Consider the following 13604-nt stretch of genomic DNA (forward strand, 5'->3'; position numbering starts at 1 on the left):
CGCCAGTATGAAAGGCGGCGATTTCGGCGATAATCCATCGCCAAAGCAAATGATCTGTGCCCCATGAGAACAAATGAACTCCTGCCGCTGTTGCCCGACCTGGCCGTGCTGGTCAATGTCGTCGAAACCGGTTCGTTCAGCGCCGCCGCCCGCCTGCAGGGCGCGACGCCGTCGGCGGTCAGCCGGCAGATCGCCCGCCTTGAGGCGGCGCTCGGCCTGACGCTACTGGAGCGCAGTACGCGCCGGTTGCGCCTGAGTGCCGGCGGCCAGGAGGTCGTGCGCCACGCCCGGGTCATGCTCGACGCCGCCCGTGCCGCCTGCGACGGGGCGGCCGGCCACGCCAGCCGGGTCGAGGGGCGGGTCCGCCTGGCGGCGCCGAAGGCGGCGCTGCGCCAGTTGATCCACCCGCGCCTGCCGGAGCTGCTGGCGGCGCATCCGCAACTGGCGCTCGAACTGCAGGTCACCGACCAGGTCGTCGACCTGATCGCCGAGGGCGTGGACATCGCGCTGCGCCTGGGCGATCCGCCGCCGGGCTACGTCGCGCGGCCGTTCATGGAGGTGCGTACCCTGCTCTACGCGACGCCGGCCTACCTGGCCGCCGCCGGCACGCCGCAGCAGCCGGCCGACCTGGCCCGGCACAGTTGCCTGCACCTGGCCGAACTGCCGGGCGACGACGAATGGTGCCTGGTCAGCGGCGACCGGCGCCAGGTGGTCAACGTGCGCGGTCGCTACGCCAGCAACCACAGCGAGATGCGCCGCGAAGCCGCCGAGGCCGGGCTGGGCATCGCCTGCCTGCCCGACTTCAGCGTCCGCCGCCAGGTCGCCGACGGCACCCTGCTGCGCGTGCTGCCCGACTGGCAGCTGCTCGGCCGCTACCAGGGCAGCAGCTGGCTGGTCTATAACGCCGACCGCTACCGGGCGCCGCGGGTGCGCGTGGTCGTCGATTTCCTGCTGCACATCGCCGACAGCCTCGGCCGTAAGCCGGCGGCCGGTTAAACTGTCGCCCCGCCGTCGCCAAGCCGCCACCCGATGACCTCCCGCCCGCCTTCCCGCCGCCTCAGCGACCAGCTCGCCGCCGCCGCCGCCGACTACCAGGCCGCGGTCGTGATCCCGCATTGCCCGCAGTGTTCCAACTCCTGCTGCCGCCTCGACCCGCTGGTGCTCGAGCTGGAATGGAAGCAGGTGCGCACGCTGTGGCGGATCGACGAGGCGCGCGCCGCCTTCGACCGGCGCCTGGCGGCCGGCCAGGGGCCGCAGGAAATCCGCGCCGGCAACGGCCTGTACTACGCCCACGGCAAGCCCTGCCCGGCCTTCGACGAGGCTGCCGCCAACTGCCGGGTCTATGGCCAGGCGGTCAAGCCGGCCGGCTGTTCGGATTTCCCGGTGTATGAAGACGGCGGTGTCGTCGTCGCCGATCTGCGCTGCGAAGCCGTCGACCGCGTCGGCCTCGGCGTCGCCCTCGGTCGCGCCATCGGCCCGGATTACCGCATCGTCGCCGACGCCGACCCGGACTTTCCTTTCCTGGTCAGCCTCGAAGCCCGGCGCAAGCGGCCGGCGAAACGCTAAACTGGCGCCATCGACTGCCGGAGATTCCGATGCGCCACGCCCTCCCCGCCCTGCTTCTCGCCTGCCTCGCCCTGCCCGCCGCCGGCGAGGAAATCGGTTGCACGACCACCGAATGGAAACTGATCGGCGCCAATCACCGGGTCTGCGTCTATGCCTACGACGACCCGAAGATTCCCGGCGTCACCTGCCACGTCAGCCAGGCGCGCACCGGCGGCATCAAGGGCAGCCTCGGGCTGGCCGAGGATCCGTCGCAGTTCTCGATCGCCTGCCGCCAGATCGGCCCGGTGACGCTGCCGGAAAAGCTGCCAGCGCGCGAAGTGGTGTTCAGCGAGGACACCTCGCTGCTGTTCAAGGAAACCCAGATCCACCGCCTCTACGACGCCCGGCGCAAGGTTCTGGTCTATCTCGGGATCAGTCGCAAGATCATCGCCGGCGCGCCGAGCAACGCGATTTCCAGCGTTCCGCTGCAAGCCTGGCCGGGCGCCACGCCCTAGGCCGGCCCACGGTTTTTGCCCGAATTTGACGGTCGACCGTCAGATCCGGGCAAAAACCGTCAGCCCCGGATTCATTTGCCGCTGTCGGGCACGAACTTGAGGACGTTGCCGTTGATGCAGTAGCGCTTGCCGGTCGGCGGCGGACCGTCGTCGAAGACGTGGCCGAGATGGATGCCGGAACTGGCGCTGCGCACCTCGACCCGGCGCATGCCGTGGCTGACATCCTCGTGCAGCGTGATCGAACCGGGCAGCGGGTTGAAGAAGCTGGGCCAGCCGGTGCCGCTGTCGAACTTGGTGTCGGAGCGGAACAGCGCGGCGCCGGTGATCGGGTCGACGAAGGTGCCGGGGCGTTTTTCGTCGAGGTGCGAGCCGGTGCCGGGACGTTCGGTGCCCTGCTCGAAGGCGATCTTCTGCTGCGCCGGCGTCAGCAGGTGGAAACCCAGCCATTTCCAGAAACGCGCCTGGTCGCCGTTGTAGCCGGTGTAGCGCGAGACCTCCCTGCCTTTCTCGAAAAGCACGATGGTCGGCGTCGCGAACAGCGGCTTCTCCAGCGTCCAGCCGCTCGGCGCCTCGGGTGCCAGCGTACGCACGACCGGTGCCGGCGACTTCCAGTGGTCGAGCACCTCGGCCTTGAACTGGCGGCAATAGGCGCAATCCTCGGCTTCGAAGACGACCAGCTGGCGCTGCTGGTTGAGCCGGGCGCCGTCGAGCGGGCGAACCCTGGCCGGCGCCTTGGCCATCGGCGTCGCCTCGCCGCCCGGATATTTGACGCCGGTGCCGCCGAGGCCGCAGTAGCCGTCGGGATTCTTGACCAGGTAGTCCTGATGGTAGTCCTCGGCGCGGAAATAGGCTTTCAGCGGCGCGATCTCGGTGGTGATGCGGCCGCGGCCGGCGGCGTTCAAGGCCTTCTGGTAGACATCGCGGGTCTTCAGCGCGACCGCCTGCTGCGCCTCGCTGGTGGTGTAGATGGCGCTGCGGTAGTTGCTGCCGACGTCGTTGCCCTGGCGGTCGCCCTGGGTCGGATCGTGGCTTTCCCAGAAGCGGGCGAGCACCTTTTCCAGGCTGGTCCTGGCCGGGTCGAAGCGCACCCTGACCACCTCGGCATGGTTGCGCTTGCGGCTCTGGCCGGCGCGGATCGCCTTCTCCAGCGCGAGCACGGCGTTGTAGCTGCCGCTGATCTCGCCGTTGGCGTAGCCGCTCTCGACATCGACGACGCCCGGCAACTCGGCCATCCGCTTCTCGGCGCCCCAGAAACAGCCCATGCCGAGGACGATGCTCTCGGTCGCCGGCGGCGCGGCACCGGCGAGGGTGGAACAGAGGGCGGCGACGAGGCCGCAGAACAATCGCTGAACAGACATGGAATGACCTTTCCGGTAGGCCGGGCGACGATGCTGCCGCATCGCCCCCGGCCAGGCAATAGACGAGGAAAACCCGACTTGGTTTCCCTTGGTCGTCGACCGGCGGTGTTTTCTTACACCTTCGCTCAGTGCGCCAGCGGCCTGAGCATGAAGGAGAAGCTGGCGGCGTGCTGGACGATGTCGGCATCCTCGGTCGTCGCCGGCACCTCGTGGGTGGCGTAGATGACGTTGAGCCCCTGGTTGGCGACCTTGATCCGGACCAGGCCGCGGGCGTCGCTGCGCGCCGTCTGGCGATCGGGATCGTTGACGAAGTCGGGCGCCAGCTTGACCCCGGCCAGCGGCTTGCCATCGAACAGCACGCGCAGCGTCAGCATCTGCCCCTTGCGCGTCGGCAGCCGCGGATGCAGCGGCAGGATCTGCAGCGGCTGACCGGCCAGCGGCTGGATCGCCTGTTCGAGATCGCGCGTCTGGTGGATCGCGTGCTTGTAGTAGCGGCCGCTCTTGCGCACGTTCGGTGTCTGGCTCTTCGGCGTGTTCTTCCACTTGCCGTCGGCGCGCTGGCTGAAATAGCCGTTGTCCAGCGTCGCCCCGAGCAGCGCCGGGTCGCCCTCGGCGTCGACGAGCAGCAGGTGGTCGGTCTTGAGCAGATGCACCGGCATCGCCTGGCCGCGCTCGTCGACCGCCTGCACCCCGCCGATCCGCTCAAGCTTGGGCACGATGGCGCCTTCTTCGGCGCCGTCGCCGTATACCAGCGCCAGTTCGCCGGCACGCTGGGCGAACCAGATGCCGTGGGCGTGCGCCGCCGGCGCCAGGCAGAACGCCGCGATCAGCATGGCGGCAAGCTTGTTGATGGTTCTCATGGTTTCCCCCGGATCAGAAATAGGAACGCCAGCCACCCGGATGGCGGCGTTTGTAAGCGGCAAAGCTGCGGCACGGCAGATAGACGGCGAGCAGCACCAGCGCCGCCATCAGCCAGATCGACGCAACCTGGTCGAAGGCGTAGCGCCCGCCCTCGCCGGCACCGAAGAGATGGCGGCAGAACAGGTAGACGGCGTGCAGCAGGTAGAGATGGACGACATAGAAGAACATCGGCACGCGCCCGAGATCGGACCAGAAACGCGAGCGCGGCCAGCGTTCGAGCGCGGCCAGCAGCAGCAAGCCGCAACCGACGGTGAGCAGCACGAAAAGCAGCGAGGGCGGGTACTTGGTCAGGTTGAGCCAGCTCATCGCCTGACCGAGCAGGCCTGCGCCGGCCTGACGCGGATGGTCGCCGTAGACGTCTAGCCAGCGCAACAACAGGAACAGCAGCAAGGCGCCGCCGCCGGTCGCGAGCAGCCAGCGGGCGCGCCAGGCCGGCGCGGCGGTGCGCGCGTAGAGCGGCCCGGCGGCATAGCCGAGCAGGATCACCCCGAACCACGGCAGCACCGGGTAGGAAGTCCGCGCCGGCACGCCGAAGAAATCGATCGGCGCACGATCGTGCAGGATCGCCCAGAGCAGTTGCCCGGTCTCGCCCGGCGCAACATGGATGGCGTCGAGCAGATGATGGCCGGCGACGATCGCGATGCCGACCAGAAACTGCCCGCTGCGCGGCAGCCAGAGCAGCGCCGCCAGTGCCAGCATGCTCAGCCCGATCGCCCAGATCACCTGCAGGTAGATCATCTTCGGCGGGAAGGCGAAGGTCCAGGCGAAGTTGATCACGGTCAACTCGAGAACGACCAGGAACAGCCCGCGCTTGAGCAGGTAGCGGCTGGTTGCCGGCCGCGGATCGGCGAACTTCTGGCCGTAGCACCAGGCACCGACCCCGGTCAGGAAGACGAAGATCGGGGCGCACCAGTGGCTGGCCAGGCGGGTGAAGAACAGCGCCGGATCGACGCTGGTCAGGTCCATCGGATCGCCGACCTGGCGGTGCAGGTAGAAGAACTCGCGGACGTGATCGACCAGCATCAGGGCCATCACGATACCGCGCAGGGTATCGATGGCGTCGATGCGCTGGGCAGGCAGGCGGACCAAGATCAGAACCGCGTCTGCATGCCGAGCGTGATCGTACGCGGCGTGCCCGGCGTGACCCAGGCGACGTCGTACGAACTGGCGTAGTAGGTCTTGTCGAAGAGGTTCTCGACGTCGAGCGAGAAACGCAGGTTCTGGCTCGGTTTCCAGTAGGCCATCAGGCGCGCCGTCGTGTAGGCCGGCAGATCGAAGGTGGCAAGCGCGTTGCCGGCACGCTTGCCGACATGGGTGGCGCCAGCGCCGACGCCGTAGCGACCGGCGGCGAAGCCGTCCTCGTACATCGCCAGGACGCTGCCGCTGTGCTTGGGCACGTTGAGCAGGCGGGCGCCGACCAGGGCCGCGTTGTTGTCCTTGGTGATCTCGGCGTCGGTGTAGGCGTAGTTGGCGGTGACGCGGAGTTTTGCGGTCAACTGCCCGGAAACGTCGATTTCCACGCCGCGACTGCGCGCCTCGCCGGCCGCCAGCGAGAAGCCGGCATTGGCCGGATCGTTGGTCAGCACGTTCTTCTTGTCGATGTCGAAGAGCGAAAGCGTGCCACCGTAGCGTTTGTCGGCCGATTCGTACTTGATCCCGACTTCCTTGGCCCGCCCTTCTTCCGGCGCGAACGCGGCACCGGCGAAGCTGCTGCCGGTATTCGGCCTGAACGATTCGCTGGCCAGGGCATAGAGCGAGACGGTCGGGCTGAGCAGCCAGGTCAGGCCGACGCGCGGCGTCGTCTTGCCTTCAGACTGCTTGCTGCGCAGGCCGGTGCGACGGTTGTCGATGGTCTGGTGGAAGCGGTCGTGACGGACGCCGAGCAGCAGGCGCCAGTCTTCCGCGAGGTGGATCTGGTCCTGCAGGAAGACGCCGGTGGCGCGCTGCTTTTCCAGCGTATCGGTGTTCGCCGTCGGCGTCGGCAGCGGCTGGCCGTAGACCGGATTGTCGATGTCGATCGAGTAATCGGCCGGACGTACCCGCATCATCACCGAGTCGAGCGAGAAGCGGTAGCTGTCGAGGCCGGTCAGCAGTTCGTGCTTGAGGCTGCCGGTGGTGAACTTGCCGTGCACCTCGCCCTGGAAGGAGACATCCTCGGAATCGTAGTTGCGGTAGCGACGCTCGCGATTGACGTTGCGCGAGCCGGGCGGCACGAAGAGCAGCGGATTGCTCGGCCGCACTTCGGTCGAATAGCCTTCCAGGTCGGTCGTCCGGTAAGCCAGCCCGGCCTTGGCCTTCCAGTCGCTGGAGAACTCGTGCTCAAGCGTCAGCTGGTGGGTCTGGTTGTCGATGGTGATGTCGCCGTCGCCCGGTTCGCCGAGGAAGGTTTCGCGCGAGATGCTGCCGGTGCGGCCGCCGACCGCGACCACGCCGCGATCCATCGGCGCCTTGTGGCGCAGCAGTTCGAGGTCGTAATTGACCAGCGTGTTCGGCGACAGCACCCAGGTGAAGGACGGCGCCACCAGGTAGCGCTGGCTGTCGATGTGGTCGCGGAAGCTGCCCTTGTCCTCGACGGCGACGTTCAGACGGTAGGCCAGGTTGTCGCTCAGCGGACCGGTCGAATCGAAGGAAGTGCGGTAGCTGTCGTAGCTGCCGGCATAGACTTCCAGCGAGTTGCCGGCCTTGAACTGCGGCTTCTTGGTCACCACGTTGAGGATGCCGCCCGGTTCGCTGGCGCCGTAGAGCGCCGCCGACGGCCCCTTGAGGACTTCGATGCGCTCGACGTTGGCCATGTCGCGCGGGGCGTTGTAACCGCGGTTGCCGGCGAAGCCGTTGCGCAGGAAGTTCGGCCCGGTGTTCTCGTTGCCGGCGAAGCCGCGGATCGCGAAGTTGTCCCAGAGACCGCCGAAGCTGTTCTGGCGCGTGACACCGCTGACGTAGTCGTAGGCTTCCTCGAGACGGACGGCGCCGATGTCGTCGATCAGCTGCCGGGGAATCACCCGCACCGACTGCGGCAGTTCGCGCAGCGGCGTTTCCGAGCGGGCGACGCCGCTCTCTTCATGATAGTAGGCCTGGCCTTCGCCGCGGCCAACGACACTGATTTCCGACAGCTGACGCTCGGCCTCCTGGGCCCAGGCGCCGCCAAGACCGGCCAGCATCAGGGCGGCGACCAGGGGTTTGCGGGTGAATTTGACGTGCATTGCAATTTCCGGATGGCAAAAACGTGATGTTATAACATCGCAAATGCGACTGTATAGCATTACCGATGCAGAGATTATCGCATCAAGTATGATGAAAATAAATTACTTCATACATTTTCCGTGCCAGGCGCCCTGCCCGCGATTTATCGTCGCCGAGCGCGCACCCGACCGACCTTCGCCGGTCAGTGCGCTACCAGTGTGGAAAGCAGGCTGCCGCCCGGGACCTCAGTCCCAGGCCAGCGCACCGCCGGTCTGGTACTCGGTGACCCGCGTCTCGAAGAAATTCTTCTCCTTGCGCAGGTTGGCCTGCTCGTCGAGCCAGGGCAGGACGTTCTCGGCGCCGGGGAAGGGTTCGTCGACACCGACCTGGCGCGCCCGCCGGTTGGCGATGAAGCGGAACTGCTGGACGTGCAGGTCGGCGTTGTAGCCGAGGATGGGATCGCGCAGGATGTAGCCGGCGTAGGCGTGTTCGGCGGCTTCGGCTTCGTCCCACAATTGGCGTAGCGCCTGCGGGTCGATCGTCAGGTTTTCTTCCTTCAACAGTTCGCGCACGACGCGGATGCCGAAGGCGCAGTGCAGGACTTCGTCGCGCATGATGTATTGCAGTTGCTCGGCGGCGCCCTTCATCAGGCCGCGCCGTTGCAGCGCGAAGATGGGCGTGAAGCCGTTGTAGAACCAGCAGCCTTCGAAGATGACCGCGAAGAAGAAGTAGGAGAGCGCGAATTCGTGCAGGTTGGCGCGGTCGGTCAGATCGAAGTCGGCGCGCATGACGCGCTCCAGCCGGCGGTTGGCGAGCGCAATCTTGCCGTGGATTTCGGGCACGACACGGTAGCGGTTGTAGATTTCCTGCTGGTCGAGGCCGATGCTTTCGATGCAGTGCTGGTAGGTCCAGGTGTGCAGCGCTTCTTCATAGACCTGGCGGGCCTGGTAGATCTGCAGTTCGGGCGCGCTCATCTTCTCCATCACCGCCAGGCCGATGTTGCGCATGGCCAGGATGTCGGAGGTGGTCAGGTAGGCGAGCACGTTCTCGAAAACGTGGCGCTCGGCCAGGCTGAGCTTGTGGTGGTAGTCGTGCACGTCCTGGGCCATGCTGATTTCGAGCGGCGTCCAGTGGTTGCGGTTGGCCTTGAGGAAGAACTCCCAGGCCCAGGGGTATTTGAACGGCGCCAGCTGGTTGATGTCGGCCTTGCCGTTGACGATGCGCTTGTCGGCGGCGTTGATCGGGGCAAGCGACGGCGTCGCCGGCATGTTGCGGTCGACCGCGGTTTTTGGCGGATTTCCGGCGTCGACCGTCGTATCGGTCGCCGGGCTGTCCTGGGCGGGCGTCTCCCAGTCGTCGAAACGGAAGGCTGCGTTCATGCTGTGCTACTCCTCGAGAAATGGGACGCCCGGTATGCCTGACGACCCGCTGGTTCAGGGACGGACTTCGCGGAAGCGCTGACGGCGATCCCAGTCCACGTAAAAAATGCCGCCGGCCGGCGCGCTGAAGCTGAACAGCCGCTGGCCATCGACCGACACGGCGCTGACGCCGGTCGAGAAATCGAGTTCCGGTTCCTTGCCGCCGCGATTGACGGCGATCAGCGGCAGGCCGGTTTCCCGACTGCGCTGCTCCCAGACGTCGCCCGGCCCCATGCCCTCGACCGGCGGCCAGTTGGCCGGCGACAGCAGGATCTGCGCACCACGCCCGGCGAGCTGGGCGGCAGTGTCGGGCCGCCAGGCGTCGGCGCAGATCAGCGTGCCGACCTGGATGCCGTCGACGGTAAACGGTTTGCCGTCGCCACCGGCCACCGACCACGCCTCGGCACGGCCGACCGGGCGCTGCTTGCGATAGGCGCCGAGGATGGTGCCGGCGCGGTCGATGGCGGCAACGCTGTTGTGCAGCGTACCGCTGCCCTTCTTGCGCTCGGCGAAGCCGACAAAGAGCGCGATGCCGTTGTCGCGGGCAATCGCCGCCAGCGTGTGCATCCAGGCATCGGGGAAAGGCGCGATCCAGCCGGTGCCGACGCGCTTCACAAAGTTGTAGCCGGTTTCGGCCAGCTCCGGCGTCACCACCCAGTCGGCGCCCTGGCGTGCCGCGGCGCGGATGCCGGCCTCGATGCGGGCGCGATTGCCGGCGATGTCGCCGGGCACCGGGTCGAGATGGAGCAAGGCGATGCGCAGGTCGCCAGCCGCCTTGGCCGGGCCGGCGACGGCATCGGGAAAACGTTTGGCGCCGGGCAGGAAATAGCCGTTCTGCTTGCCCAGCGCCTCGATCACCGCGGCATGGGTGGCCTTGCCGATCAGCTCGCCGATGCGGCTGTGGCCGCCGGTGTAGGTGGCACGCGGCGCCGCCGTGCCGGAAACGACGATGATGCTGTCGGTGCCGGTGCCGGTCGCCTGCACGCCCGGCGTGTAGGTGCTGGCCACCTTGAGGTCTTCCAGCGCCGCCGTCTTGCCTTCGGTGACGGTGATCAGCGCGCGGGCCAGCGCCGCGTCGCTGAGTGCGATGTTGCTCAACACCAGGATGTTGATCGTGCCAGCCGGCTTGTCGTCTTCATCGAGTCCTTCGATATGGCCGCCGCTGTCGACGCCGGTGCGGATCGCGTTGCTGCGGGCGCCGGCGGTGGCCAGCACGGTCACCGTCAGCGGCCCGTGGCTGCGCGTGACGACGGCCAGGTTGTCCATGTCGGCGGCGGTGGCCATCTGCGCCACCGCCACGCGGGCGAGGCCCAGGCGGTCGGCCAGCGCATCGCGCACGCTCTCGCTGTAGGCCTTGCCGGCGGCGCCGAGCTTGCCCCAGAGCAGCGGATGCGCCGCGTGGTTGAGCGCGGCGCGGGCATCGACCAGGCCGTCGCTGGTCGACAACGCGCGGCGCACGGTCGGAAAGCGAACCAGCAGCGTCTTCTCCCAGAAGCCGTCGCGCTCGCCGTAAACCAGTTCGGCGCTGGCCGCCAACGACTCGGGCAGGACCGGTGCCGGCGGCGCGGCGGCCGAGGCCGGCTGGGCCAGCAACAGCCACAGCGTGGAGAGAAGGGAGAGGAAGAGTCTGGCTTTCATCGTTTCATTCCGGCGATTCAAAGGCGGCAAGCTTAACCCGGCCGGCCGCCCCGACCGCGCCTACTGGCAGGCCTCGCACTCCGGATTGTGGCTACGGCCGCTCGCCTTCGCTCGCTTGACCCGGCACGCCGGGTCAGCCTGCACCGCAATCCGTCGCCGGGGCTTGTCGGCTTTCACTGGCAGGCCTCGCACTCCGGATTGTCGATCGAGCAGAACTTCGGGGCTTCTTCGGTGCTCACCGCCTCGTCGCGGCCGCCGGCCTTCTCGGCCTGGCTGGCCCCCAGCGTGCGCAGGTAGTAGGTGGTCTTGAGACCGCGCGTCCACGCCAGCTTGTAGATCTCGTCGAGCTTCTTGCCCGAGGGCAGCGCGAGATACAGGTTGAGCGACTGCGCCTGGTCGATCCACTTCTGGCGGCGGGCGGCGGCTTCGATCAGCCACACCGGGTCGATCTCGAAGGCCGTGGCGTAACGGGCCTTGAGTTCGTCGGGCACGCGCTCGATGCGGGCCAGCGAACCGTCGAAGTACTTGAGGTCGGAGACCATCACTTCGTCCCACAGGTCGAGCGCCTTGAGGTCGCGGACCAGCGCCGCGTTGACCACGGTGAATTCGCCGGACAGGTTGGATTTGACGTAGAGGTTCTGATAGGCCGGCTCGATGCTCGCCGAGACGCCGACGATGTTGGAAATCGTCGCCGTCGGCGCGATCGCCACGCAGTTGGAGTTGCGCATGCCGTAGCGCGCGATGCGTTCCTTGAGGGCGTCCCAGTCGAGGCGGCTGTCCCGGTCGACCTCGAGATGGCCGCCGCGCCCCGCTTCGAGCAGGGCAATCGAATCGAGCGGCAGGATGCCGCGCGACCACAGGCTGCCGTCGAAGCTCGAATAACGGCCGCGCTCGCGGGCGAGCTCGGTGGAGGCCCAGTAGGCAGCGTAGCAGACCGCCTCCATGCTGCGGTCGGCGAACTCGATGGCCGCGGTCGACGCGTAAGGCAGGCCGATTTCGTAGAGGCAATCGGCAAAGCCCATGATGCCGAGGCCGACCGGGCGGTGCCGGAGGTTGGCGTTGCGCGCCTTGGGCGTCGCGTAGAAGTTGATGTCGACGACGTTGTCGAGCATGCGCATCGCCGTCTGCACGGTGCGCGACAGCTTTTCCCGGTCGAGCTCGCCGTCCTTGAGGTGGGCGAGCAGGTTGACCGAGCCGAGGTTGCAGACGGCGGTTTCCGAGTCCGAGGTATTCAGCGTGATCTCGGTGCACAGGTTGGAGCTATGCACGACACCGACATGCTGCTGCGGCGAGCGCAGGTTGCAGGCGTCCTTGAAGGTGATCCACGGATGCCCGGTCTCGAAGAGCATGGTCAGCATCTTGCGCCACAGCTGCACGGCCGGGATTTTCTTGTGCAGACGCAGTCGACCGTCAGCGGCGGCGGCCTCGTAGGCCAGGTAGGCGGTTTCGAATTCGGCGCCGAACTTGTCGTGCAGGTCGGGGACGTCGACCGGCGAGAACAGCGTCCATTCGCCGTTGTCGATGACGCGCTTCATGAACAGGTCGGGAATCCAGTTGGCGGTGTTCATGTCGTGCGTGCGGCGACGCTCGTCGCCGGTGTTCTTGCGCAGGTCGAGGAACTCCTCGATGTCGAGGTGCCAGGTTTCGAGGTAGGCGCAGACGGCACCCTTGCGTTTGCCGCCCTGGTTGACGGCGACCGCGGTGTCGTTGACCACCTTCAAAAAGGGAATCACGCCCTGGCTCTGGCCGTTGGTGCCCTTGATCCGGCTGCCCAGCGCACGCACCGGCGTCCAGTCGTTGCCCAGCCCGCCGGCGTATTTCTGCAGCAGCGCGTTTTCCTTGACCGACTGGTAGATCCCTTCGAGATCGTCGGAGACCGTGGTCAGATAGCACGACGACAGCTGCGAATGCAGCGTGCCGCTGTTGAACAGCGTCGGCGTCGAACACATGAAGTCGAAGCTGGAGATCAGGTCGTAGAACTCTATGGCACGCGCCTCGCGGTCGATCTCGTTCAAGGCCAGGCCCATCGCCACGCGCATGAAGAAGACCTGCGGCAGCTCGATGCGGCGCCCGTCGATGTGCAGGAAATAGCGGTCGTACAGGGTCTGCAGGCCGAGGTAGCCGAACTGGCGGTCGCGTTCCGGCTTGAGCGCGGCGGCCAGGCGGGCCAGGTCGTAGTCGGCGAGGCGCGGGTCGAGCAGCTCGGCGGCAATGCCCTGGCCGATGAAAATCGGCAGATATTCCGGGTAGACCGTGACCAGGGCGTCGAGGTCGATCGGCCGCTCGAGCGCCTCGCGCCCCAGGCTGGCCAGCAGCAGGCGGGCGGCGACCTGGTTGTAGGCCGGCTCGCGCTCGATCAGCGTGCGCGCGGCCAGGATCAGCGCCTGGTAGACATCGGCCAGCGCAACGCCGTCGTAGAGGTTGCGCAGCGCCTGGTCGAACACGCTGCGCGCCGAGACCGCCTCGCCCAGCCCGTCGCAGGCGGCAGCGCAGGTCTTGAGCAGGAGCGCGCGATCGAGCGGCTTGCGCACGCCGCCGTCGGTGACGTGCAGCTCGGCGACGCTGATTTCCTCGTGCTGGCTGGCCGCCCGCTCGGCGGCGCGACGCTCGCGGTACAACACGTAGGCGCGGGCGACGTCGTGCTCGCCGGAACGCATCAGCGCCAGCTCGACCTGGTCCTGGATGTCCTCGATATGCACGGTGCCGCCGTCGGGCAGGCGCCGGGTCAGCGAACGGACGACCGTCTGCGTCAGCCGCGCGACGACCTCGCGCAGGCGCGACGAGACCGCGCTCTGGCTGCCCTCGACGGCAAGAAAGGCCTTGCTCAGCGCGACGGCGATCTTGTCGGCGTCGAAGGCGACGAGCGCGCCGTTGCGGCGGATGACCTGGAGCGCGGCGACCGCGAACTCGTTAGCGGCGGACAGCGAATGGACTGCGGATGGGGCGTTGGCGGACAAGGCGATTCTCCGGATCGGGGGGCGGAGAACCGTCGGCTCGCGCGGCGGCCGCGCGCAGCCGGACGCCGCCGG

10 protein-coding genes are annotated in these 13604 nt (G+C 67.5%); 3 read left to right on the top strand and 7 right to left on the bottom strand.

Translation table 11 applies throughout. The features are described from left to right. Window positions 1–63: 63 nt before the first annotated feature. The 3 genes from DFR40_RS04825 to DFR40_RS04835 are packed head-to-tail and all read left to right on the top strand — an operon-like array spanning window position 64 to window position 2060. A complete protein-coding gene (locus tag DFR40_RS04825; RefSeq protein ID WP_121457328.1) occupies window positions 64–996 on the top strand; it encodes a LysR family transcriptional regulator in 933 nt (310 codons plus the stop codon). 33 nt (window positions 997–1029) lie between these two features. Beyond that, a complete protein-coding gene (locus tag DFR40_RS04830; RefSeq protein ID WP_121457329.1) occupies window positions 1030–1566 on the top strand; it encodes a YkgJ family cysteine cluster protein in 537 nt (178 codons plus the stop codon). A gap of 29 nt (window positions 1567–1595) precedes the next feature. Next, the gene (locus DFR40_RS04835; RefSeq protein ID WP_121457330.1) at window positions 1596–2060 is read left to right on the top strand and encodes a CreA family protein; all 465 of its coding nucleotides are present in this window, start codon (window positions 1596–1598) and stop codon (window positions 2058–2060) included. 71 nt (window positions 2061–2131) lie between these two features. Here the strand turns inward: DFR40_RS04835 and msrA are convergent, their stop codons facing one another. From msrA to DFR40_RS04870, 7 genes are all read right to left on the bottom strand, one after another. Then, entirely contained in the window at window positions 2132–3418 is a 1287-nt protein-coding gene (gene msrA, locus DFR40_RS04840) for a peptide-methionine (S)-S-oxide reductase MsrA (RefSeq protein WP_121457331.1), read from the bottom strand. Window positions 3419–3543: 125 nt separating this feature from the next. Then, window positions 3544–4278, bottom strand: a complete 735-nt coding sequence (locus DFR40_RS04845) for a DUF4198 domain-containing protein (protein ID WP_121457332.1) — start codon at window positions 4276–4278, stop codon at window positions 3544–3546. Between the two features lie 13 nt (window positions 4279–4291). Next, window positions 4292–5428: an acetyltransferase domain-containing protein gene (locus DFR40_RS04850; RefSeq protein WP_245985602.1), complete on the bottom strand. Its 1137-nt coding sequence runs from the start codon at window positions 5426–5428 to the stop codon at window positions 4292–4294. A gap of 2 nt (window positions 5429–5430) precedes the next feature. Further along, window positions 5431–7539 carry a TonB-dependent siderophore receptor gene (locus DFR40_RS04855; RefSeq protein WP_121457333.1) on the bottom strand — a complete coding sequence of 703 codons (2109 nt, stop codon included), beginning with the start codon at window positions 7537–7539 and terminating at the stop codon, window positions 5431–5433. Window positions 7540–7764: 225 nt separating this feature from the next. Beyond that, window positions 7765–8898, bottom strand: a complete 1134-nt coding sequence (locus DFR40_RS04860; protein ID WP_121457334.1) for a ribonucleotide-diphosphate reductase subunit beta — start codon at window positions 8896–8898, stop codon at window positions 7765–7767. 54 nt (window positions 8899–8952) lie between these two features. Next, the gene (locus tag DFR40_RS04865; RefSeq protein WP_121457335.1) at window positions 8953–10575 is read right to left on the bottom strand and encodes an adenosylcobinamide amidohydrolase; all 1623 of its coding nucleotides are present in this window, start codon (window positions 10573–10575) and stop codon (window positions 8953–8955) included. A gap of 173 nt (window positions 10576–10748) precedes the next feature. Continuing rightward, window positions 10749–13532 (bottom strand): ribonucleoside-diphosphate reductase subunit alpha, encoded by a 2784-nt coding sequence (locus DFR40_RS04870; protein ID WP_342767607.1) that lies wholly within the window; start codon window positions 13530–13532, stop codon window positions 10749–10751. Window positions 13533–13604 lie beyond the last annotated feature (72 nt).

Source organism: Azonexus fungiphilus (assembly GCF_003634965.1).
Classification (GTDB): domain Bacteria; phylum Pseudomonadota; class Gammaproteobacteria; order Burkholderiales; family Rhodocyclaceae; genus Azonexus; species Azonexus fungiphilus.